The following is a 25,397-nucleotide window of genomic DNA, read 5'->3' as shown; positions in this document are numbered from 1 at the left end:
GTTACCTCCACTCGCTTCCGAACTCGGCTTCGAGTTCGTCGATCTCCGCTTGGGACAGGGACACCAGGGGCAGATCGGACGGGGTGTGCCCGCCGTCCGTGCCGGCGTCTTCGAAGGCGGCCAGTGCCTGGCACCACCCGTCGGCCAGGGCGGTCACCTCGTCCACGTTCCAGAGGCGCGGCACCCAGGACCAGGTCGCGGTGAGCGTGCCGTCGGTGTCGGCCACAGCTGTGATCTCCAAGCCGTGTGCGACGGGCTGCGCCGGGTCGTGGGCGGCGCCGAGTGCCGTGCCGGGCAGGGCTTCGGGCGCCGCCGACCAGGGGGTGTCCGCGCCGGGGGCGCTACGGCCCAGGTAGTTGAAGCCGACCTGTGGGGACGGGAGTTGGGCGAGGACGGCGGCGGTCTCGGGGTTGAGGTGGCGGAGCAGGCCGTGGCCGAGACCGTGGTCGGGGGCGGCCCGCAGGTGCTCCTTGACCGCCTTGAGGATCTGCGCCGGGTCGTCGAGGTCGAGCCCGCGCAGGTCGAGGCGGGCCGGGACGACGCTGGTGAACCAGCCGACCGTCCGGGTCGGGTCGACGCCGTCGGCGATCTCCTCGCGGCCGTGCCGCTCGATGTCGAGGAGCAGGGCCGGCCTGCCGTGCAGGCGAGCGAAGGCGGTCGCGAGCGCGGCGAGCAGGACGTCCTCGGGACCCGCGTGGAAGGCCGCGGGGACGGTAGTGAGCAGGCCGGCGGTGGGGAGATCCCTGGTGAGGTGACGCATCTGGCCCACGAGGTCCGTGGACCGCACGGCAGGCAGGGGATCGGGGTCTTCCAACACACCGCGCCACAGGTCTAGTTCGGCCGCCCTCGACATGCTCTCCCGTTCCAGCAGCCGGCCCCACGCTCTGAGGGACGTGCCCTGCGGGGCGAGTTCCTCTCCTCGCCAGGCCGCCGCCAGGTCGGTGCGCAGGAGGTGCCAGGACACGGCGTCCACGGCGAGGTGATGGATCGTCAGCAGCAGTCGGCCGCGGCGACCGGGGCCCGCGTCGCACCAGACCGCACGTACCAACTCACCTCGCCTCGGGTCGAGATGAGGTGCGGGCCGATCGAGGTCCAGTACCGTGACCCGCTCCAGCAGGCCGGTGGCGTCCACGGAACCGGGCGGGGGGATGACCGCCGTACCGTCGTCGCTCAGGCGCATCCGTAGGGCATCGTGGTGGTCGATCACGGCCTGGAGCGCGGCCCCGAGACGCCGTTCGTCGGCGTCTTCCGGCGTGACCAGCAGCATCGACTGGCTGAACGCCTCGATGGGCCCGCCCCGTTCGACCAGTCGTCGCAGTGCCGGGGGCAGCGGCAGTTCGCCCGTCGGGGCGTCCTGCGCGGCGGACGCCACGGTGGGCGCGGAGGCCGCCACTGCCGCGAGACCCGCGACCGTGCGCTGCTCGAACACGTCCCGTGGCGTCAGGCGCAGCCCCTCCGCGAGGGCCCTGCTGACCAGATGGATGGAGGTGATGCTGTCGCCTCCGAGATCGAAGAAGCCGGTGTCCAGGCCGACTTGGGACACGGAGAGCCCGAGCACGTCGGCGAAGAGCGCGCGGAGCGTGTCCTCCTGCGTCGTGCGGGGCTCCCGTCCGCCGCCTTCGCCGGAGCCGGACTCGGGTGCGGGCAGGGCTGTCCGGTCGAGCTTGCCGTTGGGGGTCATGGGCAGGGCTTCGAGGGCCAGGAGCGCCTCGGGGACCATGTGCGCGGGCAGGTCCCGGGCGGCATGGGCACGGATCTCGTCGAGGTCACCGGCGGCGGCCCCGACGACATAGCCCACCAGGCGCCGTACGCCAGGTGCGTCCTCACGCACCACCACCGCGGCCTGGGCGACGGCGGGATGGCCGGTCAGCGCGCCCTCGACCTCGCCGGGCTCGATGCGCAGCCCCCTGATCTTCAGCTGTCCGTCGGCCCGGCCGCGCAGTTCCAGAACGCCGTCGGCGCGGCGCACGGCCAGGTCGCCGGTGCGGTACATCCGCTCGCCGGGCGGCCCGAAGGGATCGGCGACGAAACGCTCGGAGGTCAGCCCGGGGCGCCTCCAATAGCCGCGGGCCACATGGTCGCCCGCCACATACAGCTCGCCCTCGACACCCGGCGGTACGAGGTTCAGCTGGGCATCGAGCACATACACCCGGGTGTTCCACATGGGGCGGCCCACAGGGACCGGCCCGGACGGCAGCTCCTCCCCCGGCTCGATGCGGTGGTCGGTGCAGCCGACGGTGAGTTCGGTGGGGCCGTAGTGGTTGACCAGCCGTACGGCGGGGTGATCGCGACGCCAGGCGCGCAGCGCCTCGCCGACCAGGGCCTCGCCGCCCAGCATGAACTCCTCGGCGGGCGAGAGGTCGTAGGGCAGCGCGGGCAGCAGGGGAAGGTGGCTGGGGGTGGCCTTGAGGAAGCTGTAGCCGCCGGGCAGTTCGATGGTGCCCGCCTCGTGGAAGGCCGCGATGTGCACCCGGCCGCCCAGGGCGAGCGCTCCGTGCAGGGTGGTCACGGTCGCGTCGAAGGTCATCGTGGCGTGCAGCAGCGAGGTGCCGCGCAGGCTCGGGTAGGCCTCGGCACAGCGGGCCACATAGGTGGTGAGGTTGCGGTGTTCGACGACCACACCCTTGGGGCGGCCGGTGGTCCCCGAGGTGTAGATCAGGTAGGCCGGGTCGGCGGGCCGGGCCTCGGGGAGTTCGGCCGTGGGGTCGGCGGGTGTCACGTCGGGGCTCACGTGCGGGCGGTCCGCGTCGACGGGTTCCCGGGCGATGACGCAGACGGGGTCGGCGTCGGACAGCAGGTAGGCCGTCCGCTCGGCGGGGTGGTCCGGGTCGAGCGGGAGATAGGCGGCTCCGGCCTTGAGGACGGCGAGGACCGCGACCGCCAGGTCGACGGAGCGGGGCAGCGCGAAGGCGACGACGCGGCCCGGACCGGCGCCGCGCTCGACCAGCACGCGCGCCAAGTCGTCGGTTCGGGAGTCGAGTTGGCGGTACGTCAATGAGGTGCGCGCGTCCGTCACGGCGAGGGCGTCCGGCGTATGGGCCGCCTGCTGCGCGAACATCCGGGGGAATGTGGTGTCCGGGATGTCCCGCGCGGTGTCGGTCAGGTCGGACAGCAGACGTCGGCGTTCGTCCGGTGCGAGGACGTCGAGCTCCCCGATTCCCCGGTCCGGTGCGGCGAGCGCGGCCCGCAGCAGCCGCTCCAGACGTGCGGCCAGTCCCTCGGCGGTGCGGCGGTCGAAGAGGTCGGCGCTGTACTGGAGGGTGCCGTCGATGCCGTTCGGGGTGCCGTCGGACGCCCGGTGCTCGCCGAGGTTGAAGGTGAGGTCGATCTTGGTCGAACCGGTCTCCACGGGGTGGGTGCGGTCGTGCAGGCCGGGCAGTTCGAGACGCCATGAGGCGGTCGGCCGGAAGGCGAGCATCACCTGGAACAGCGGGTGCCGGGCCGGTGAGCGGGGCGGATTGAGCGCCTCGACAAGCTGCTCGAACGGCAGGTCCTGGTGGGCGTGGGCGGCGAGGTCGGTCTCGCGCACCCGGTCGAGGAGTTCGCGGAAGGACGGCTCGCCCGAGGTGTCGGTACGCAGCACGAGGGTGTTCACGAAGCAGCCGACCAGATCGTCCAGGGCCTCGTCGGGGCGGCCCGCGACCGGTGTGCCGAGCGGGATGTCGGTCCCCGCGCCCAGCCGGGTCAGCAGGGCGGCGAGCCCGGCCTGTACGGCCATGAACACCGTCGCGCCCTGGTCTGCGGCGAGGTCGCGCAGCCGCTGGTGCAGGTCGGCGTCCCAGTGGACGGGGATGTCGCCGCCCCGGTGGGTGGCCCGGGCCGGGCGGGGCCGGTCGACGGGGAGCGGGAGCTCGTCGGGGAGGCCCGCGAGGGTCTGCCGCCAGTGGGCGAGTTGCCGGTCGCGGTCGTCGGCGAGGAGTGCACGCTGCCGGCGCGCGTAGTCCTGGTACCGGACGGGCAGCGGCGCCCAGTCGGGGGCCTCGCCCGTGCGCCGGGCCCGGTAGGCGGTGGCCAGGTCGCGCAGGAGTGGCTGCAGGGACCAGCCGTCGGCGGCGATGTGATGGAGCACCAGCAGGAGGACGTGGTCCTCGGGGTCCAGCGCGAGGAGGTGGGCGCGGAACGGTGTGTCGGTGGCGAGGTCGAATTCCTTGGACGCCAACTCGGCTGTCGTGCGGGTCAGTTCGGAATCGGTCACCGGCTGGACGGACAGCTCGGGGGACACGTGTGCCAGCAGCCTGGAACGTGGGGTGCCGTCGGTGTCCGGATAGACGGTGCGCAGGATCTCGTGCCTGTCGCTGACGTCGGCCAGGGCCGCTCGCAGCGCGTCCTGGTCCAGGGGTGCGCCGGTCAGCCGTACGGCGAGGGGCACGTGGTAGGCGGCGCCGGTCGGCTCGGCGCGGTGCAGGAACCACAGACGCCGCTGGGCGGAGGACAGCGGCGCCTCACCGTCCTCCGTGCTCCTGACCAGAGGGGGCATCGGGCGCGCCGGTTCGGCGGCAGGGAGGAGCCGGGCCAGGGCCGCCGCGGTCGGCGCCTCGAAGACGTCCCGCAGGCCGAGGTCGGTGCCCAGTGCGGTCCGGATGCGGTGGACGAGGCGCAGCGCGTGCAGGGAGTGACCGCCGAGAGCGAAGAAGCTGTCGTCGGGGCCGACGTCGGGAAGACCGAGGACATCGGCGATCAGCGCGCACAGCACCTCTTCGTGGGCGGTACGTGCACTGCGCCCGGCGTCCCGGCCCATGCGCACCGGGGCGGGCAGGGCCCTACGGTCCACCTTGCCGTTGGCGGTCAGCGGCAGCCGGTCCAGGAGGACGACGGCGGAGGGCACCAGGTAGGCGGGCAGGAACCCGGCGAGGTACTCGCGCAGGGCATCCGCCTCCGCACCCGGAGCGGCGGTGGCGTAGGCGACGAGGCTGCGGTCGCCGGGCCGGTCCTCGCGGACGACGGCGACGGCGTCCTCGACGTCCGGGTGTCCCGCGAGGGCCGCCTCGACCTCCGCCGGTTCGACGCGGTGGCCGCGCAGCTTGACCTGGTCGTCCGCCCGCCCATGGAAGGCGAGTTGGCGGTCGGGGGTCAGCCGTACGCGATCCCCCGTGCGGTACATGCGCTCGCCGGGCGGCCCGAACGGGTCGGCGACGAACCGCTCCGCACTGGCGTCCGGACGGTCCAGATAGCCGCGGGCCACGCCGGGGCCGGCGAGGTACAACTCCCCCACCGTGCCGGGCGGGGCCGGTCGCAGGGCGCCGTCGAGGACGTAGGCACGCATGCCGTCGAGCGGGCGGCCGATGGGCAGCGGGTCCGGCACCTCCGCAGTGCCGGGGCAGGGGCGGGTGGTGGCGAAGGTGGTGGTCTCGGTGGGGCCGTAGCCATTCGTGACCGTCAGACCCGGGCAGGCGTCCAGTGCTCTACGGACGGCAGGGGCGGGCACCGTGTCGCCACCCGCCCAGACCTGGCGGAGCCCTGTGAAGCACCCCGGGTCCTCCTCGGCGACGAGCCGGAACAGCCCCGCCGTCAGCCACAGCGCGGTCAGCCCGTGGCGACGCGTCAGCCGTCTGATCGCCGCCGCGTCCACGTCCTCGTCCGGGCCGGCGACCACGGCGATGCCGCCCTTCAGCAGCGGGACCCACAGCTCGTAGGTGGAGGCGTCGAAGGCTGTCGGCGAGTGGACGAGGACCCGCGTGTGCGCGCCGCCCGCGAAGGCACTGTCCGTCGCGAGGGCCGTGACGTCCCGGTGGGCGACCGCCACGCCCTTGGGAGTGCCGGTGGAGCCGGAGGTGTGACTGACATAGGCCAACTGGTCTGGGTGCAGCGAGAGTTCGGGATCGGTGTCGGGCTCGGTGGCGAGTGACGGCAGGTCGTCGACCAGGACCACTTGGCAGTCGTACGACGGTGACGTCCCGTCCGTGAGGAGGACCGCCGCCGATGTTCCGTCCAGGATCCGGTGGGTGCGGGCGGCCGGGGCGCGGGGGTCGAGGCCGACGTAGGCGGCACCTGCCTTGAGGACCGCGAGGAGGGCGACGACCAGGTGTGCGGAGCGGCGCGTCAGGACGGCGACACGGTCCTCCGGGCGGACACCGTGGCGCAGCAGGCGGTGTGCGAGGCGGTTGGCGCGGGCGTTCAGCTCGGCGTAGCTGAGGGCCTGTTCGCCGTGGACGACAGCCGTGGCCGTGGGCGTCGCGGCGACCCGGGCCGCGAAGAGGGCGGGCACGGTTCCCGTGGCCGTCCGGGGCACCGGGCCGTCCAGCAGGGCCGCCTGCGACTCCTCGGGCAGCGTCACCTCGACCCGGCCGACCGGGGTGCCGGGAGCGAGCACGGCGGCCGCGAAACGTTCCGCGAAGTGGGTGAACCGGCGGTGGTGGGCGGTGAGTTCGGCGTCCGTGTAGCAGGCGGTGCTCGCGTCGAGGTCGATGCGGATGCCGTTGCCGTCGGCGCGTTCGTAGACGTTGACGGCGAGGTCCTCGACCGGGCCCGTGGAGAGGTTGTGGCGGGTGGTCGGGTGCCCGGCGAACCTCAACTCCGGCCCGAACGCCATGATGTTGACGACGGGACCGAAGAACCTGCGGTCACCGCCGAACTGGTCCAGCTCGCGACGCAGGTCCTCGCCCCGGTACCGCTGGTGTGCGAGCAGTTCCCGGGTTGCGGCGGCGGCCTGGCGTACGAGGTCGTGGGCGCGGGTGTCAGGGCGTACGGACAGCCGCAGCGGGAGGACGTTGGAGGCCATGCCCGGGGTGGCGCGCTCGGTGTCGCTCTCGCGGGCGGTGACGGCGAGGCCGAGGACGATGTCCCGGGCTCCGGTGAGCCGGTGCAGATAGGCGGCGGTCGCGGCGATCAGGACACGGGACCAGCGGGTGCCCGTGTGCGCTGCGGCCGAGTGGACCAAGTCGCCTGCTGCGTCGGCGAGATGACCGGTTCGGCGCAGGAAGCCGTCGCTCACCCGTGGGGGGTGGTCACTGAGGCCGACCGGGTCCGGGCGGTCGGAGCAGACACCGGCCCAGTGGCGGCTGTCGGCCGCGCGGCGGTCGTCGGTGCGGTAGGCCTCGTCCGCCTGGACCAGAGGGGAGAGGGGGGCCTCGGGCGGGGTGTGCGCGGTACCCGTGACGAGGGCCGTGTAGGTGTCGGCGACCCGGGCGGCGATGAGGGAGCAGCTGAACCCGTCGACGGCGATGTGGTGGTAGCAGTGGTACCAGACCCAGTGCTCGTCACCGAGCCTGAGCAGCGCGTACCGGAACAGCGGGGCCTCTTCGAGAGCGAAGGGGACGGCGAAGTCGGCCTCCCGCCAGGCGTCGGCGGCGGCGACGGGGTCGGTCGCATCCCTGAGGTCGACGACGGTCAACTCCCAGGCGGGGTCGGGCTCGACGATCTGGTGAACGCCGTCGCCGTCGGCCGTGAAGCGGGCCCGCAGGGTCTCGGTCGCCGCGACGACCTGGCACAGGGCGGTGCGGAATCGGTCGACGTCGACGGGGCCGTGGATCTCGGTGTACTCGCCGACGTTGTAGGCGGACCGGGCGGCGGAGTCGAGGCGCTGGCCGAACCACATCGAGCGCTGGGCGGCGGACAGGCCGAGGGCGCGGGCGGGTACGCACACGTCGTTCATCGGAGGCACGTCGGCAGGCGCGGAGAGGTCCGTCATCGGCCGGCCCCCGCGGTCACGACGCCCGCCAGCTGACGTTCGACCTGCTCGGCGACGCGGCGCGGCCCGGACTCGCCGCCCGGCCAGGTGACGCGCAGCCAGGGTTCGGCGGGCACGAGGGGGAGGTCCTGGGCCTGGCGGGCGCGGCCGCCGCCGGTGATGTTGAGGAGCACGAGTTCGTCGGGGCGCACCTGTCCGTCGCGTACGGCCTCCGCGAGGGCGGCCACGGCCACGCCGGCGCCGGGTTCGATGTCGATCCCCTCGGTCTCCTCGAAGAGGGCCATGGCGGTGAGCGCGGCTTCGTTGTCCGTACATCGGACCTGGCCGCCGCTCTCCTCCAGCGCGTCCCGCACCCCGCCGCGGACGGCGAACGGCGGGCGGCGGTTGGTGAGTTCACGGGCCAGGGGTTCGAGTTCGCGGCTCGCGGGCGGCTGTCCGCCGTGGCACCAGGCCTCGTACAGCGCGGCGAACGGTTCGTTCTGGCACATCAGCAGCCGCGGCAGGGGCTCGCCGGCGGCGCGGATCCGGCGGGCCGCCTCGTGTGCGCCGATGGCGCCCGTGCCGCTGCCCACGGCCTGCACATAGACCTGCGGAAGGCGTCCGACGGCCTCGGCGGCGGCGAGCATGACCGTGCCCAGTCCGTCGCGGCGGCCGACGTTGCGCGCACCGCCCTCGGCGTGGTGGCCGGGCATCCGGGCGAGCAGGTCGGCGCACGCGATGGTGTCGCTGTAGGTGGCGGCGCCGTCGAGGGCGACCAGGCGGACGCAGGGGTCGAGCGGCGCGGGGAAGCGCATCCGCTCCAGGGCCGGGGCGGGCACGACGAGCAGACACGGGACCCGGTACCGGGTGGCGGCCCAGGCGAAGGCGGCGGCGGTGTTCCCGGCCGAGGGGATCACGAGGAGCGGCGGGTCGGCGGGCAGCCGCCCCAGGACGGTGTAGGCCTCCAGATCCTTGAACGTACAGGTGGGCAACTGCGCCCCGCGCTCGGGCCAGTGGCCGTTGAACGCCACCCACAGCCGGTCCAGGCCGAGCAGCCGGCCGAGCCGCTCCGCCGGGTACACCACCGGTCCCGGGACTCCGGGGAAGGTCCGCACCACGGGCAGCAGTGGGGCGTGGCGAAACAGTCCGGTCGCGCTCGCGGTGTGCGTCCCGTGGTACTCGGTGCGCAGGAACGCCGGTTCCCGGCACGCACGGCAGTCGAGCATGAGTCCGTCGTCCTCACAGCGGGTTCCGCATGAGGAACAGACAACCGTGTAGTGACGTGTTCCCGGGAGCGCTCGGAACATTTTCGCTCGCTTTCCGAAGTGCCGTGTCTGGCCGGTCAATTGGACCCCGGGTTACGGAAAGCGGGAGTGACACGCACATGACCCTTTGGCGACGCCTGCTCGACGCGCACCGGCTTGTGTTCGCCCCGCTGAACAGGGTGATCGATGTTCAACGGCACTTCACCCGGCCGCCCCTGCACCGCAGTTGGGAAAGCGGACAGCATCCCTTTCGCATACGCCTCGACGAAGGGACTGCGGAACATGGGAGATGCGTCGATGCATAAGGACGACTCGGAATGGGAAGAACCGTCCTTCTGGCTCCCTTCCCCGGTTCCGGTTTCCTTTTTGCCAGAATTGGAAAAAGGGGGTCCGGCCGAACTCCTCCTGGAGGCCTACCGCAGGATGGTCCTCGGGCGCCGGTTCGACCGGCAGGCGACGGCGCTCGCCCGCCAGGGGCGGCTCGCGGTCTATCCGTCGAGCCTCGGCCAGGAGGCCTGTCAGGTGGGTGCGGCCCTCGCGCTGCGCGAGACCGACTGGCTGTTCCCCACCTACCGTGACTGCGTCGCGCTGGTCAGCCGCGGCATCGACCCCGTCGAAACGCTCACCCTGCTGCGCGGCGATGCCCACTGCGGCTACGACCCCATGCGTCACCGCACGGCACCGCAGTGCACCCCGCTGGCCACCCACGCCGCGCACGCCGTCGGACTGGCCCACGGCGAGCGCCTCAAGGGCTCCGACACGGTGGCCCTGGCCCTGGTCGGCGACGGCGCCACCAGCGAGGGCGACTTCCACGAGGCCGTGAACCTGGCCGGGGTGCTGCGCGCGCCGGTCGTGTTCCTCGTGCAGAACAATCGGTACGCCATCTCCGTGCCGTTCTCCGCGCAGACCGCCGCGCCCGGCCTGGCCTACAAGGGCATCGGTTACGGCGTCCGTGCGGAGCAGGTGGACGGCAACGACGCGGCCGCCGTGCTCGCGGTGCTGACCGCCGCGGTGGAGGACGCGCGCAGGGGCGGCGGGCCCTGGCTGGTGGAGGCACACACCTACCGGGTCGGTCCGCACACCAGCGCCGACGACCCGTCCCGCTACCGCACGGCCGCGGAGGAGGAGCACTGGCGGGCCCGGGACCCGCTCGCCCGGCTGGAGGCCGCGCTGCGCGAGCGGGGCCTGCTGAGCGACGCGGACGTCGTCGCCGTGTCGGAAGAGGCCGAGGCGGAGGCGACCCGGCTGCGCGAACGGCTGGCGCAGGTTCCCGAAACGGACTCCTCCGCCCTGTTCGACCACGTCTTCGCCACCCCCGCCCCCCACCTGAACGCCCAACGCGAGGCGCTGCAGGGCGAGTTGGAAAGGCGCTGAGATGACACAGGCACTGGAACCGACCTCGATGGCGCAGGCCTTCAACACCGCCCTGCGCGACGCACTCGCCGCGGACGAGCGTGTCCTGGTCTTCGGAGAGGACGTCGGCCGTCTCGGCGGGGTCTTCCGCATCACCGACGGGCTCGCGGACGCCTTCGGCGACCGGCGCTGCTTCGACACACCGGTCAGCGAGGCCGGCATCGCGGGTCTCGCGATCGGGCTGGCGATGGCGGGCTTCCGGCCCGTGGTGGAGATGCAGTTCGACGCGTTCGCCTACCCGGCCTTCGAGCAGATCGCCTCTCACATGGCCAAGATGCGCAACCGGACCCGCGGGCGGGTGGGGCTCCCGATCGTGGTGCGTATCCCTTACGGCGGCGGCATCGGCGCCGTCGAGCACCACAGCGACTCCAGCGAGGCGTACTACGCGCACACGGCGGGCCTGAAGGTCGTGACCCCGGCGACGACGGCGGACGCCTACTCCCTGCTGCGCGAGGCGATCGAGGACCCCGACCCGGTGATCTTCCTCGAACCGAAGCGGCACTACTGGACGAAGGAGGAGACCGCACTCCCCTGCCGCACCGAGCCGTTCGGCACCGCAGCAGTGCGCCGTCCCGGCATCGACGCCACCCTTGTCGCCTACGGCCCCTCGGTCGCCGTGGCCCTGGCAGCCGCCGCGGAGGCCGCCGCCGTCGGCCTGGACGTCGAGGTGCTGGACCTGCGCACCCTCGTTCCGCTGGACGACCGTGCGCTCACCGAGTCCGTACGGCGCACCGGGCGTTGTCTGGTGGTCCACGAGTCCCAGGGGTTCGCCGGCGTCGGCGCGGAGATCGCGGCGCTGGTGCAGGAGCGGTGCTTCGACGCCCTGCGCGCACCGGTGCTGCGGGTCACGGGCCTGGACGTGCCCTATCCCCCGCCGTTGCTGGAGGGCGCGTACCTTCCGGGGGTCGCGCGGGTGCTGGCCGGGCTGCACCGGCTGTCCGGCGTCGACGGACGGCCCGCCGACCGTCCCGTTCCGCCCGCGGCCGGCCGCACTTTCAGCCTCCCCGACCTGGGTGAGGGCCTGACCGAGGCCGAACTCCTGGAGTGGAAGGTCGAGGTGGGCGACCCCGTCGCGCACGACCAGGTCGTCGCCGAGGTCGAGACGGCCAAGTCGGTGGTGACGCTGCCGAGTCCGTTCGCGGGAACGGTGACCGCCCTGCACTGCCCGGCCGGTGAGGTCGTACGGGTGGGAGCGCCGCTGCTCTCCGTGGCGGAGCCTGACAACGCCTCGGGTGCGGTGCTGACGGGGTACGGGACGGGGGCGTCGGAGCGCTGGTCACCCTCACATGCCCGTCAGGAAGGCGGAGTTGAGGCGTCCGATGCCCGAGTGGCGATGAGGGCGACGGCCGAGAAGTTCCTCCGCGCCCATCGCGACACCCCCTCGGTGACGATCTGGGCGGACGTGGACGCCACCGGACTGCTCGCCGAGCGGGCCTCGCGCGGGGCGGGACTGCTGGCGCTGCTCGCCCGGGCCTGTCTCACCGGGCTCGCCGAGTTCCCGGAGTTCAACTCCCGCGTCGACAGTGACCGCGGGGAGGTCGTCCGCCTCTCCCGGGTACACCTCGGCTTCGCCGCGCAGACCCCGAAGGGCCTGGTCGTCCCCGTCGTACGGGATGCGGACCGGTTGCCCCTCGACGCCCTCGCGGCCGAACTGCGCCGCCTGACCGACCTGGCACGGCAGGACGCCCTGCCGGTCGGGCACCGCACCGGCGGCACGTTCACTCTCAACAACTACGGCGTCTTCGAGGTCGACGGTGCCACGCCGCTCCTCAACCACCCACAGGTGGCGATGCTCGGCGTGGGCCGTGTCACCGACCGTCCGTGGGCGGTGGACGGCCGGGTAGAGGTGCGCAAGGTCGTCAGCCTGTCCCTGACCTTCGACCACCGCGTCTGCGACGGGGGCACCGCGGCGGGCTTCCTGCGCCATGTCGTGGACGCGGTCGGGGGTGGGTCGGTGGGGGGCGGTTGACCCACCAGGCCGACGCCGGCTTCAGACGTTGCGGCGGTACTGGCCCCCGACCTCGAAGAAGGCCTCGGTGATCTGCTGGAGGGAGCAGACCCGGGTGGCCTCCATGAGGACCGCGAACACGTTGTCGCCGCGTACCGCCGCGTCCTTGAGGGCGTCCAGGGCGGCCCGGGCCTCGTCGTGGTGGCGGGAGTGGAAGGTGCGTACGCGTTCCAGCTGGGACTGCTTCTCCTCCTCGGTGGCGCGGGCGAGTTCGACGACGACGGGGTCGGCGGTGTCGGCGTGGGGGTTGCGGAAGGTGTTGACGCCGATCAGGGGCAGCGAGCCGTCGTGCTTGCGCTGTTCGTAGAGCATCGACTCGTCCTGGATGCGGCCGCGCTGGTAGCCGGTCTCCATCGCACCGAGCACGCCACCGCGTTCGCTGATCCGCTCGAATTCCTGAAGGACGGCCTCCTCGACCAGGTCGGTGAGTTCGTCGATGATGAACGACCCCTGGAGGGGGTTCTCGTTCATCGCCAGGCCCCACTCCCGGTTGATGATCAGCTGGATGGCCAGGGCCCGTCGTACGGAGTCCTCGGTGGGGGTGGTGACGGCCTCGTCGTAGGCGTTGGTGTGCAGGCTGTTGCAGTTGTCGTAGATGGCGATGAGGGCCTGGAGGGTGGTGCGGATGTCGTTGAAGTCCATCTCCTGGGCGTGCAGGGAGCGTCCGGAGGTCTGGACGTGGTACTTCAGCTTCTGGCTGCGCTCGCCGGCGCCGTACTTCTCCTTCATCGCCACCGCCCAGACACGGCGGGCGACCCGGCCGAGCACGGAGTATTCGGGGTCCATGCCGTTGGAGAAGAAGAACGACAGGTTCGGGGCGAAGTCGTCGATGCGCATACCGCGGGCGAGGTAGGCCTCGACGTAGGTGAAGCCGTTGGCCAGGGTGAAGGCGAGCTGGCTGATGGGGTTCGCGCCGGCCTCGGCGATGTGGTAGCCGGAGATGGACACCGAGTAGAAGTTGCGGACCTTCTGCGCGATGAACCACTCCTGGATGTCGGCCATCATCCGCAGGCTGAACTCGGTGGAGAACAGGCAGGTGTTCTGGCCCTGGTCCTCCTTGAGGATGTCGGCCTGCACGGTGCCGCGCACGTTGGCCAGCGCGTGTGCGCGCAGCTGGGCCGTCTCCTCGGGCGAGGGGTCGCGGCCCTCCTGGTCTCGGAAGCGTGCGGTCTGCTGGTCGATGGCGGTGTTGAGGAAGAACGCCAGGACGGCCGGGGCGGGCCCGTTGATGGTCATGGAGACGGAGGTGGTGGGCGCCACGAGGTCGAAGCCGTCGTACAGCGCCTTCATGTCCTCCAGGGTGGCCACCGAGACGCCGGAGGTGCCGACCTTGCCGTAGATGTCGGGGCGCTCGTCGGGGTCGCGGCCGTACAACGTCACCGAGTCGAAGGCGGTGGACAGGCGGGTGGCGGGCTGACCCTCGGAGAGCAGCTTGAAGCGGCGGTTGGTGCGGAACGGGTCGCCCTCGCCGGCGAACATCCGTGCCGGGTCCTCGCCGTCGCGCTTGAAGGGGAACACCCCGGCCGTGAAGGGGAAGTGGCCGGGCAGGTTCTCCGCGCGCCAGAACCGCACCAGTTCGCCGTGGTCGGTGAAGCGGGGCAGGGCCACGCGGGGGATCTTGTTGCCGGAGAGGGACTCGCGGGTCAGCTTGGTGCGGATCTCCCGGTCGCGGACCTTCACGACCTGCTCGTCGCCGGAGTAGGAGGCGATCACGGCGGGCCAGCTCTCGATCTGCCGCACGATGTCGTGCGGCAGGCGCGCGCGGGCGTCCTCCAGCAGCGCGTGCACGTTCGCGGCATCGGAGCCGGCGTCGGCGAGCTCGGCCCCGACCAGCTCCAGCCGCTGGACCCGCCGCGCCGCTTCGGCCAGCTGCTCGGTGTCGGCGTGGTAGCCACGGACGGTGTCGGTGATCTCGGCGAGGTAGCGCACCCGCTCGGGCGGGACCACCTGCCGGATGCCTGAGGAGTGGCGTACGTCGACCCGCGCCAGGGCGCCCTCGGGCAGCGGGAGTCCCTTCTCGGCGAGGACGGCGGTGAGGTGCTGGTGCAGCGCGGTGACGCCGTCGTCGTTGAAGGTCGCCGCGGAGGTGCCGTACACCGGCATGTCCTCGGGCCGCTTGCCGAACGCCTCGCGGTTGCGCACCAGTTGGCGGCCCACGTCGCGCAGGGCGTCCTTGGCGCCGCGCCGCTCGAACTTGTTGATGGCCACGACGTCGGCGAAGTCGAGCATGTCGATCTTCTCCAGCTGCGAGGCGGCACCGAACTCCGGCGTCATCACATACAGCGAGGCGTCTACGAACGGCACGATCGCCGCGTCGCCCTGGCCGATGCCCGGCGTCTCCACGATCACCAGGTCGAATCCGGCGGCCTTCACGACATCGATCACGTCGGAGAGGTGCTCGGGCAGCTCGCGGCTGCCGCGGGTGGCCAGGCTGCGGAAGAAGACCTTGTCGCCGTCGAGGGAGTTCATCCGGATCCGGTCGCCGAGCAGCGCGCCGCCACCGCGGCGACGGGTCGGGTCGACCGCGATCACGGCGATGCGCAGGGCGTCCCGCTGGTCGACACGGAACCGGCGCACCAGCTCGTCGGTCAGGGACGACTTGCCCGAGCCGCCGGTGCCGGTGATGCCGAGCACCGGCACGTGGCGCGCGGCCGCCGTGGCGCGCAGTTCCTGCCGGAACTCCGGGGGCAGCTTGCCCAGTTCGGCACCGGTGACGGCTCGGGCGATCGCGAACCGGTCGCCGGCCAGGACCGCGGTGAGATCGGCCGGTTTGCCGTCCCAGAGGTCGAAGTCACAGTCCCTGACGACCGTGTTGACCATCCCGGCGAGGCCCATCCGCTGGCCGTCCTCGGGAGAGAAGATCGTCACCCCGCTCTCGCGGAGCCGGGTGATCTCCTCGGGCACGATCACCCCGCCTCCGCCGCCCACCACCCGGATGTGCTCGGCGCCCTGTTTGCGCAGTGAGGCGACGAGGTATTCGAAGTACTCGACATGTCCGCCCTGGTACGACGAGACCGCCACGCCGTGCGCGTCCTCTTCGAGAGCCGCGTCCACGACCTCCCGCACGGACCGGTTGTGGCCGAGATGGATGACCTCGGCGCCCTGTGACTGGAAGATCCGCCGCATGATGTTGATCGAGGCGTCGTGCCCGTCGAACAGTGCCGAGGCGGTGACCAGGCGGACGGGGTGGACGGGGCGATGCAGATCGCTCATGGCGGAGCCTTCCCAGGACACGTCGAAAAACGCGGGCTGAGAAAATAGTAGGACGTCCTAGTAAAATCGCGGGGTCGGGGTGAGCAGAAGCACAGCAGGTTTACCCACGGCACCCCTCTCGGCGGCCGGCCGAGCGGGCGAAGCGGGAGTACAGGGCCGCCCTGCAGCGGGCGTGCACGGGCAGAGAGCCACACGCCTGTGCCGTACGCCTGACCGTCGAGGTGGCGGGCTATGCCGTGGCGGACCTGGTCCAGGCCTCGGCCGGTCACATCGTCATTCGGCGCGATGCCGGTCAGCGCGGCGACGAGCGAGGCTCCGCGCCTCCGCGGACACGGCGGCTGCGGTCGGCTTCACGGTGGACACCGCGCGGACGACGAGACAGCCGACGGCCGCGAGGGCGCGATCCCGCGACGGACTCGGCCCGGGCCTGCGCGGACATGACGCGAGACGACACAGCCGACAACCACAAGGGCGATTCCACCGCAGCCGCGGCCCAGGTCGACGCGGACACGACGCCATACGGCACAACCGACAGCCACAAGAGCGCCATCCCACAGCAGCCGCGGCCCAGGTCGGCGCCGTCGCGGCGGGCACTCGAGCGCCACGCCGGTCAGGGCGGCGACGGCCGCGACTCCGCGGGCACAGCGTGAGGCGGGCAGCCGACGGTCGCGCCGCCAGCGCCGGGCAGGCAGGGCGGAGGCCTGGGCGAGGGCCCCGCCAGCGCCCTGCCCGACGGCCCCGAGCAGCGGGCTCGCGACGAGGCGCCCGTCGGCGCCGACCCGCTGGTGGGCACCGGCTGGGTCTACGAGTACGACCCCGAGAAGGCACTCACACGAACGACCCTCACGGCTTCGCGCCCGACCCGTCGTGCAGCAGGGGCACCTCCCGGGCCTCCGCCAGCCGGGTGCGCAGCTGCGCCGCGTCCCGGCCGGGCGGCAGGCCGTAGGCGCGGCGGTACTCCCGGTTGAACTGGGTGGCGCTGACGTATCCGACCTCCTGGGCGACCTGGGCCGCCGTCATATCCCGGGTGAACAGCAGCCGTCGGGCCTCCTGGAGCCGCAGATACTTCTGGAACCTCAGGGGGCTCATGCCGGTGGCCGCCTTGAAGTGCCGGTGCAGCGTGGCCGGGCTCATCCGGGCCACCTCGCTGATCTCGTCGATGCCGAGCGGTTCGGTGCAGTGGTCGCGGATCCAGCGGGCGGTCGTACGGATCCGGGCGGCGGTCGAGTCGGCGAGCGACCAGTGCCGCAGGACGGGTGCGAGCGGGCTGCGCAGCAGCCGGTAGACGATCTCGGTCTCGATGCGGGACGCCAGCGGACCGATGTCCTCCGGACGGTCGAGCAGCTGGACCCAGCGGGTGACCGCGTCGACGAGCTCCGGGGACATCGGCGCGGTGACCGCCGCGGCGACTGCCACCGGGGGCTGCGGTTCGCTCTCCGCCAGCTCCAGCTGTACGGAGGCGAGGACCTCGCTGTCGATCCGCATGACGGCGGCGCGGTACGGCACCTTCTCGAAGGCGGCGGTGACCGGCAGGTCGAGGGTGAACAGGGCCATCTCGCCGCGTGGTGTGATCCAGCTGCGCTCGCCCACAGCAGTGCGCTTGGCACCGTCGGCGATGAAGCAGATCATCGGCTCGTACGTCACCTCGATCGGGTCCACGAGCTCGTCGAGCGAGACCAGCGACAGCTTGGGCACAGCGGTCTGCGACCACAGCCCCGGGCAGTGCCGCTCGATGGCGTGGGCGAGCCGGTCCAGCATGAGAGCACCCTTCGACTGAGAGGATCAGGCAATCCTATGCGACCGGTGCCCCATGACTCCCGGGCACCGCGTTTCCTAGCTTTGAGGCATGACACAGCACGACAGGAACCTCCCGCACCGCAGGCTCGGCACCCAGGGTCTGGAGGTCGGCGCCGTCGGCCTCGGCACCATGGGCATGACCATGGCCTACGGCGCCTCGGACGAGCAGAGCAGCATCGCCACCCTCCGCCGTGCCCACGAACTCGGCGTCACCCTCTTCGACACCGCCGAGCTGTACGGCATGGGCACCGGCAGCAACGAGGAGCTCCTCGGGCGGGCCGTGAAGGACGTCCGCGACGACGTCGTCCTCGCCACCAAGTTCGGCTTCGACCTGAGCGGTGGGACGGTGGGCGGATTCGGCCTGAACAGCCGCCCCGAGCACATCCGCGAGGTCACCGAGAACAGCCTGCGCCACCTGGGCACCGACCACATCGACGTGCTCTACCAGCACCGGGTCGACCCGGACGTACCCATCGAGGACGTCGCCGGAGCGGTCGGCGAGCTGATCGCCGAAGGCAAGGTGCGCTACTTCGGCCTGAGCGAGGCCGGCCCCGACATCATCCGCCGTGCCCACGCCGTGCACCCGGTGTCGGTGCTGCAGACCGAGTACTCGGTGTTCGAGCGGGCCGTTGAGGCGGAGGTGCTGCCGGTCGTGCGCGAACTGGGCATCGGCTTCGTCCCCTACTCGCCGCTGGGCCGCGGTTTCCTCACCGGCGCGGTGAAGCCGGCCGCCGAGTACCCGGCCGACGACATGCGCAGCTGGGACGAGCGCTGGCAGCCCGGGAACTACGAGAAGAACCTGGCCGCGGTGCGTGAGCTGACCGCTCTGGCGGAGTCCAAGGGCATCGCGGTGACCCAACTGGCCCTGGCCTGGCTGCTGGCGCAGGGCGAGGACATCGTGCCGATCCCTGGCACCCGCAGCCCGCGCCGCCTGGAGGAGAACGTCGCCTCGGCGTACGTCGACCTCACGCCCGAGAACCTCGCCCGCATCCAGGAGCTCCTCCCCCGCGGGTCGGCCGGCTCCCGCTACCCCGAGAGCATGATGCCGACCTGGTAGCCGCGGCCCACCCCGGTTCTCCAGAGGGGCTCCGCGAACGGCACGGCAGTTGAAGGTACGGCACCTCCAGCGATCTTCACCGGTGATCCCTAGGATGAGAGCTCAAGACAACCATTCCGGCCGTCCGACGGGGGGAGTGCCCTGAGGGACGGCCGGGGGTCGCCGATGCCAGGGACCGCTCCCCGGGTTGCGGTGATCTTCCTGTCCAGGAGGACCTTCCGCATGTTCCGAAGTATTGGCAACGCCGTCGTCCGGCATCCCGTCTGGACGATCGTTGCATGGTTATTCGCCGCAGTGGCGATCGTCGCCACCGCCCCGAGCCTGCCCTCGAACAGTGACGAGAGCAGTTTCCTTCCCAAGAGTTACGAGTCCATCAAAGCGGCGGAACTTCAGGAGAAGGCGTTCCCCAGCGCCTTCACCCCGTCCGCGATCGCGCTGTACCAGCGCACCGACGGCGGCAAGCTGACCGCCGCCGACCAGAAGGATGTCGCCCGGATCACCTCCGAGCTCGGCAAGAAGAAGATCGACCAGGTGCAGAAGGTCGTCCCCGGCCAGCCGTCCTCGGACGGCAGATACGCCCTGACCCTGGTCCAGATGGACAGCAAGAACGCCGGTCAGCCCAAACAGGCCGACGCGGCCGAGGTGTTGCGCGAGGACGTCAAGCAACTCGCCAAGGGCACGGACCTCGACGTCAAGCTCGGCGGTTCCGCCGCGCAGGCCCTCGACCAGCAGGACTCGTCCAAGCGTGGCGAGGCGCTGATCGGCATCGGCACCTTCGTCATCATCCTGGTGACCCTGCTGATCATCTTCCGGGCTCCGATCCTGGCGTTCCTGCCCCTGATCACGATCGGGTTGGTGTCGGCGATCGCCAACGGGCTGATCGCCTACGCCACCAAGCTGTTCGACCTCCAGGCCAACAGCTCGATCTCGTCGATCCTGATCGTCGTGCTCTTCGGCGTGGGGACCGACTACTTCCTGTTCCTGATGTTCCGCTACCGCGAACGTCTGCGCCTCGGTGACGAACCGAAGCAGGCCATGATCAACGCGGTCGACCGGGTCGGCGAGGCCATCGCCTCCGCCGCCGGAGCGGTCATCATCGCCTTCCTCGCGCTGGTCCTGTCGACGCTGGGCTTCCTCAAGCAGATGGGCCCGGCCCTCGCGATCGCGGTCACCGTCACCCTGATCGCGGGCCTGACACTGATCCCGGCCGTCGTCTCCCTCATCGGCCCGAAGGTCTTCTGGCCGTCCAAGTCCTGGCAACGCGAGCCGGAGAACGCCCGTTTCGCTGCCCTGGGCCGCGGCGTGCGGAACCGCCCGGCGCTCACCGCCGCGCTCTCCGGACTCGTCCTGGTCGCGCTGTCGCTCGGGACGTTCGGCTACAACGCCACGTTCGACCTGGCGGCCGGCTCCATGCCCAAGACCAAGGAGTCGATGGTCGTCCAGGACGAGATGCAGAAGGCGTATTCGGCGGGTGCCGCCGCACCGACCGACGTCTATCTCTCCAGCACCGACGGCAAACCGATCGACACCAAGCTCTTCGACGCGTACGTGAAGAAACTCGGGGCCGTGGACGGCGTGGCGAACGCTCGCCTGTCGCAGTTGAACAAGGACGGCACCACCATCGACTTCACCGTCACCCTCAAGTACGAGGCGTCGACGGACAAGGCCATCGAGGCGGTGGGCCGGGTCCGCGACGTCGCGCACTCCGAGGCCCCGGACGGCACCGAGGCAGTGGTCGGCGGGATGTCCTCGATCTACAAGGACATCGGCACCGCGGTCAACCACGACTACAAGACGGTCTTCCCCGTCGCGGCCGTGCTGATCATGCTCATCCTGGGGCTGCTGCTGCGCAGCGTGGTCGCCCCCTGGTACCTGATCGCCTCGGTGGGCCTCGGCTTCGGCGCCACGCTCGGTGCCACGGTGTGGATCTTCCAGGAGGGACAGGGACACTCCGGACTGATGTTCATGCTCCCGGTGATCATGTATCTCTTCGTGGTCGCCATCGGCACCGACTACAACATCCTCATGATCGCCCGGCTGAGGGAGGAGGCCCGTGAAGGCCGCGAGCCGCGCGAGGCGGCCAGTATGGCGCTCCGGCATGCCGGTCCCACGGTGGCGGCGGCCGGCTTCATCCTGGCGGCGACCTTCGCCACGATGATGCTGGCCGGCAACGTCCTGCTCACGGAGATGGGTTTCGCGGTCTCCTTCGGCATCGCCGTCGCCGCGTTCGTCATGGCGATGTTCTTCACGCCGAGCCTCACGGCCCTCATGGGCCACGCGGCCTGGTGGCCTGGGCACGCGGACCGGGCGAAGGAACCACCGGCCGCCCCGGCACCGGTCTCCGACGACGGCCGGGACACGGTGGTGCAGGATCCGGCCGGTCGCCGCACCTGACAGCGAGGGCACGCAACGGCGTCCGCCGGGCCGCATGGCTCGGCGGGCGCCGTCCCGTCCCGGCACACCGCCGGGCCGGACACGACCGGCGTCTGCCACCCTGGACCCCGTGCCGAACCCCGCTCCCGTCACCCCGGACGCCCCCGCGCTCATACGGACCCCGCTCCTCACCCAGCAGTGGCTCGACCTCGCCTTCCTCCACTGGGGCGTCGAACCGTCGGTCGTGGCGGGGCTGTTGCCGCGCGGCACGGTCCCCGACACGCACGACGGGCTGACGTACGTCGGCCTTGTCGCGTTCCGGATGCACCGGGTCGGCTGGCTGGGGCTGCCGGGAGTGCCGTATCTCGGGACCTTCCCGGAGACCAACGTGCGGCTGTACTCGGTGGACGCGCACGGACGGCGTGGCGTGGTGTTCCGCTCGATGGACGCCTCCCGGCTGATCCCGGTGGTGATGGGACGCGTCGGCTTCCGGCTGCCGTATCTCTGGTCCCGGATGAGCGTCCGCACGGCCGGGGACACCGTCACCTACACCAGCTCACGCCGCTGGCCCGGACCGCGCGGCGCCCGGAGCCAGATCACGGTACGGACCGGCGAACCCATCGGGGAACCGACCGAACTGGAGCACTTCCTCACCGCCCGCTGGGGCATGCACAACGCCTTCTTCGGTGGCCCCGAGTCGCTGGCCTACCTGCCCAACGACCATCCGCGCTGGCCCCTGTACCGCGCCGAACTGCTCACCTGCGAGCAGGACCTCGTCACCGCGGCCGGCCTGCCCTCCCCGACCGACGCCCCGGTCAGCGTCCTGTACTCCCCCGGCGTCCCGGTCCGCCTCGGCCGCCCGGCACGCCCGGCAGGCATCCCTACGCCCTGACGACCGGGCGGTGTGTTCGCGGGGGCCGGGCAATCTCACCGGGCCCGGGTGCCAAGAGGGCGAGGCCGTGTCCATGTCCATGAAGGGGCGAGTCTGCTGTGAGCCCCTGGCGACCGGCGCGGTCGTCTCCGGCGGACGCGCCCTCGAACTGGCCGCACGGCGGCATGGCGGCCACTTCGAGGTCGTGCCCATCGCCTTCCCGCCCGTTCACGTGCACGACGAAGACGGCCCGTCCGCCGCGCGCAGTCCGTCGCCGACGTCGAAGAGCGCGCCGAGCGGGCCCAAGTCCCCGGGCGAGGACTCGCTGGTGCACGGCAGGCATCTGCGCGTCCCGGTACGGAGCACCACCTGGGCGGGCCGAGCTGTCGCCGGCGATGCGGCACAGGCGCCGCTGTGTGCCGGGCCACTCCAGGAGAGGGAGATCCACCTCGTCCCCTACCGCCGGCAGGGACGGCGTTCCTCGGACATTCACGGCGGGATCACGTCCGAGGGGTTGAACCGGCGCGCGTCCTCACTAGCGTCTGTGGGCGTCCCGACCCATAGGAGTGAGGTGTCGATGTCCGCAAGACGTGTCCTCGCCGGGCTGGCGCTGGTGCCGGTGCTCGCGCTGTCGGCCGCCACGCCCGCGACGGCGTACGACGGCCACCGACCGCCGAAGCCCAAACCGCACTTCGACCTCCAGGCCCACCGCGGTGGCATCGGCATGACGACCGAGGAGTCCCTGGAGGGCTTCGGCAAGGCGATGCGCCTCGGGGTGTCCACGCTGGAGCTGGACACGCATGTCACCAGGGACCGGAAGGTCGTCGTCAACCACGACCGGCAGATCAGCGCGGTCAAGTGCCGTGACACGGGACCGGTGACGGCCGGTGACCCGATGTATCCGTATGTCGGCAAGTACATCAAGGATCTGACGCTGGCTCAGATCAAGACCATGGACTGCGGTTACCAGCAACTGCCCGGCTTCCCGGAGCAGGAGGTGGTCAAGGGCTTCCGGATGGTCGAGTTGAAGGACGTCCTGAACCTGGTCAAGAGCTACCGCGCCAAGCGGGTCAAGCTGAACATCGAGACGAAGGTCGAGGCGGGCGCGCCCGAACAGACCGCGCCGCGTGAGCTGTTCGTGCGGCGGGTCCACGAGGAGATCCACCGCTCGGGCATCGAGAACCAGGTCACCATCCAGTCCTTCGACCGGGGCGCACTGAAGGCGATGCACCAACTGGCCCCGAAGTGGCCCCTGATCGCGCTCACCAACTACGACTTCCTCCAGGTCGGCCTGCCGGGTGCGTCCCCGTGGCTCGGCGGGATCGACGCCGACGACTACGGCGGCGACTTCGTCAGGGCGGCCGCCACGATCCCCGGCGTGAGGGCCCTCTCCCCCAACTACGGCTTCCCGCAGAGCGGCAAGGTCGGCGACCCCGACTTCCGCTTCTACGCCGACCGGACGATGGTCCGGGAGGCGCACGCCCGGGGCCTGAAGGTCATCCCGTGGACCTGTGACGACCCCGCCACCGTGGAGGCACTCATGGACATGGGCGTGGACGGCATCATCACCAACTACCCGAACCGCGTACGGCAGATCATGGCCGACCGCGGCATGCCGCTGCCGAGGGCGTACCGGCCCCGTTGACGGGGTTCGAACCGCCGGCTCACCAAACCCACGTTCTCTTGACGATCCGCTGGTGACCGGCCACAATCCTGGGATGAATGTGACCGGTCACACTCGCGGTTCGGCGAGTATCCGGGATGTCGCCGCGGCCGCCGGCGTCTCCTACCAGACCGTCAGCCGGGTGATCAACGGCCACGCCAGTGTCAAGCAGTCGACGCGGGAGCGGGTGCTCGCCGCCATCGACGAGCTGGGCTTCCGGCGCAACGCCACCGCGCTGGCTCTGGCCAGGGGCCGCAGCAGGGCCGTTACCGTGCTCACCGCCAACACCACGCACTACGGCTACGCCTCGATCCTCCAGGGCGTCGAGGAGGCAGCCCGCGCGGCAGGCTACTCGGTGGGTGTGGGCGTCCTCGAATCGGCCGACGAGGCCGCCGTCACCGTGGAGGTGCAGCGTGCCGCGGACGCGGGCGGCGGACTGATCGTGATCGCGTACGATCCCGCGGGCGTCCGGGCCCTGGAGGCGGTCCCGGCCGGGCTGCCGGTCGTCGGCGTGGTCGAGACCCCGGCGAGCGACCCCACGGGCGACCGGCCGTGGGTGTGGACCGACGACCGCAAGGCCGCCTACGAGATGACCCGGCATCTGCTGTCCCTGGGTCACGAGACCGTGCACTACGTCGCCATTCCCTCCAGCACCCGTCGCACCAGCGCCCGCACCGACGGCTGGCGCCAGGCAGTGCAAGAGGCGGGCGCTCCGGAACCCCCTCCCCTGCAGGGCGGTTGGGGCCCCGCCGGCGGCCACGCGGCGGGCCTGGAACTCGCCCGGGATCCGTCCGTCACCGCGGTCCTGTGCGGCAACGACGACCTCGCCCTCGGTGTGCTGCGCGCCCTGCACGAGGCCGGCCGCCCGGTGCCGGGCGAGGTCAGCGTGGCCGGGTTCGACGACGCCCCGCACTCCGCCTATCTGACGCCGTCCCTCACGACCGTACGTCTGGACTTCACGGGCCTCGGCCGAGCCGCGTTCGCCCTGCTGCATGGCGTACTGGAGGAGTCGGCGCCGGTCGCCCCGCGTCCGGTCTCCGTGCCGGAACTGGTGGTCCGGGAGAGCTCGGGGAGACCGCCCGCCTGAGCCGCCTGCGCTGGTCGGCGGCGGAACAGGTGAGCGTGGCGGGCGGAGCCGGTCTCAGGGCGCCGCCGAGGACGTAGGCGCACATGCCGTCGAGCGGGCGGCCGATGGGCAGCGGGTCCGGCACCTCCGAAGTGCCGGGCCGCGACCGTCAGGCGCGCCACGGAGATGTTCCCTGTCGGCGACGCGACCCGGCGCCGGACGGGAGGGACGGCGGGGCCGGCACTGTCGCTGCCGCCACCGTCCGTCCGGGTCACCAGGGGACGACGCCCTCGTCGTCGAAGAAGCCGCCACGCGGTCCGTCGTCCGGCAGGGTGGCGAGCCGGACGGCGATCGCCGCGCCCTGCTCGGGCGTCCGCGGCGCGTTGAACCCGGTGAAGTCGGTCGCCACATAGCCGGGGCAGCAGGCGTTGACGATGATGTTCGTACCGGTGAGCCTGCGGGCGTACTGCGCCGTGACGCTGTTGAGCATCGACTTCGACGGTGCGTACGCGGCCATGATCGGTCCGGTCTGCAGCGTCAAGGAGCCCATGCTGCTCGACACGTTGACGATGCGCGGCGAGTGCGCGCGGCTGAGCAGCGGGAGCATCGCGTTCGTCACCCGGACGACCCCGAGGACGTTGGTGTCGAGGACGGTGCGGACGACCTCGAGGTCGAGCGTCGTCGGATCCTGCGTGCCGTCTTCGATGGCGCCGGAGACGCCCGCGTTGTTGACGAGTACGTCGAGACGCCCTGCCGTCTGTTCGACGGTCGCCGCCGCTGTGGCGACGCTGTCGTCGGAGGTGACGTCGAGGGCGACCCCGAACGCGTCGACGCCCGCGGCCTGCAGTTCCTTGACGGCCTGCTCGCGCCTGTCGTCGTCGCGAGCTCCTACCGCGACCGTGAAGCCGAGGGTCCCGAGACCCTGTGCGATGGCGAAACCAATTCCCTTGTTCGCGCCGGTGACCAGCGCGGTCTTCATGTCGTTCACGCGATTCATGCTGGGCGAGCCGCTCATGCGCCGTCCAATATCGAACCGGTGCACTGTGATACTCGCCGGGTATCAGT

General features: G+C 71.6%; 12 protein-coding genes. 7 read left to right on the top strand and 5 right to left on the bottom strand.

Translation table 11 applies throughout. The features are described from left to right. Position 1: 1 nt before the first annotated feature. Together AQJ46_RS42810 and AQJ46_RS42805 are read right to left on the bottom strand one after the other, a co-directional pair. Positions 2-7,627, bottom strand: coding sequence for a non-ribosomal peptide synthetase (locus AQJ46_RS42810; RefSeq protein ID WP_225887548.1), 7,626 nt, complete (start codon positions 7,625-7,627; stop codon positions 2-4). After that, the gene (locus tag AQJ46_RS42805) at positions 7,624-8,913 is read right to left on the bottom strand and encodes a cysteate synthase (RefSeq protein ID WP_059210766.1); all 1,290 of its coding nucleotides are present in this window, start codon (positions 8,911-8,913) and stop codon (positions 7,624-7,626) included. The genes AQJ46_RS42810 and AQJ46_RS42805 overlap by 4 nt, the downstream gene beginning before the upstream one ends. A 255-nt stretch (positions 8,914-9,168) precedes the next feature. Here AQJ46_RS42805 and pdhA point away from each other — a divergent pair, with 255 nt between their 5' ends. Continuing rightward, the gene (gene pdhA / locus AQJ46_RS42800) at positions 9,169-10,245 is read left to right on the top strand and encodes a pyruvate dehydrogenase (acetyl-transferring) E1 component subunit alpha (protein WP_059210765.1); all 1,077 of its coding nucleotides are present in this window, start codon (positions 9,169-9,171) and stop codon (positions 10,243-10,245) included. A gap of 1 nt (position 10,246) precedes the next feature. Then, positions 10,247-12,253, top strand: coding sequence for a 2-oxo acid dehydrogenase subunit E2 (locus tag AQJ46_RS59175; RefSeq protein ID WP_059210764.1), 2,007 nt, complete (start codon positions 10,247-10,249; stop codon positions 12,251-12,253). Positions 12,254-12,274: 21 nt separating this feature from the next. Here AQJ46_RS59175 and icmF read toward each other — a convergent pair whose 3' ends face one another. Both icmF and AQJ46_RS42780 read right to left on the bottom strand, forming a co-directional pair. Further along, positions 12,275-15,505 (bottom strand): fused isobutyryl-CoA mutase/GTPase IcmF, encoded by a 3,231-nt coding sequence (gene icmF / locus AQJ46_RS42790; RefSeq protein ID WP_059210763.1) that lies wholly within the window; start codon positions 15,503-15,505, stop codon positions 12,275-12,277. Between the two features lie 843 nt (positions 15,506-16,348). Further along, positions 16,349-17,263: an AraC family transcriptional regulator gene (locus AQJ46_RS42780; RefSeq protein WP_059210761.1), complete on the bottom strand. Its 915-nt coding sequence runs from the start codon at positions 17,261-17,263 to the stop codon at positions 16,349-16,351. A gap of 88 nt (positions 17,264-17,351) precedes the next feature. On the opposite strand from AQJ46_RS42780, the gene AQJ46_RS42775 reads away from it, so the two are divergent. From AQJ46_RS42775 to AQJ46_RS42755, 5 genes are all read left to right on the top strand, one after another. After that, positions 17,352-18,359 (top strand): aldo/keto reductase, encoded by a 1,008-nt coding sequence (locus AQJ46_RS42775; protein WP_059210760.1) that lies wholly within the window; start codon positions 17,352-17,354, stop codon positions 18,357-18,359. 222 nt (positions 18,360-18,581) lie between these two features. After that, a complete protein-coding gene (locus AQJ46_RS42770) occupies positions 18,582-20,753 on the top strand; it encodes an MMPL family transporter (protein ID WP_059210759.1) in 2,172 nt (723 codons plus the stop codon). Positions 20,754-20,862: 109 nt separating this feature from the next. Next, positions 20,863-21,624: a YqjF family protein gene (locus AQJ46_RS42765; protein WP_059210758.1), complete on the top strand. Its 762-nt coding sequence runs from the start codon at positions 20,863-20,865 to the stop codon at positions 21,622-21,624. Between the two features lie 556 nt (positions 21,625-22,180). Then, positions 22,181-23,248, top strand: a complete 1,068-nt coding sequence (locus AQJ46_RS42760) for a glycerophosphodiester phosphodiesterase family protein (protein WP_059210831.1) — start codon at positions 22,181-22,183, stop codon at positions 23,246-23,248. Positions 23,249-23,321: 73 nt separating this feature from the next. Then, positions 23,322-24,353, top strand: coding sequence for a LacI family DNA-binding transcriptional regulator (locus tag AQJ46_RS42755; RefSeq protein ID WP_059210757.1), 1,032 nt, complete (start codon positions 23,322-23,324; stop codon positions 24,351-24,353). Between the two features lie 250 nt (positions 24,354-24,603). Here AQJ46_RS42755 and AQJ46_RS42750 read toward each other — a convergent pair whose 3' ends face one another. After that, positions 24,604-25,329, bottom strand: coding sequence for an SDR family oxidoreductase (locus tag AQJ46_RS42750; RefSeq protein ID WP_059210756.1), 726 nt, complete (start codon positions 25,327-25,329; stop codon positions 24,604-24,606). Positions 25,330-25,397 lie beyond the last annotated feature (68 nt).

The sequence above is a fragment of the Streptomyces canus genome, from assembly GCF_001514145.1.
GTDB classification, from domain to species: domain Bacteria; phylum Actinomycetota; class Actinomycetes; order Streptomycetales; family Streptomycetaceae; genus Streptomyces; species Streptomyces canus.
This window is presented reverse-complemented; position numbering and strand designations above follow the sequence as displayed.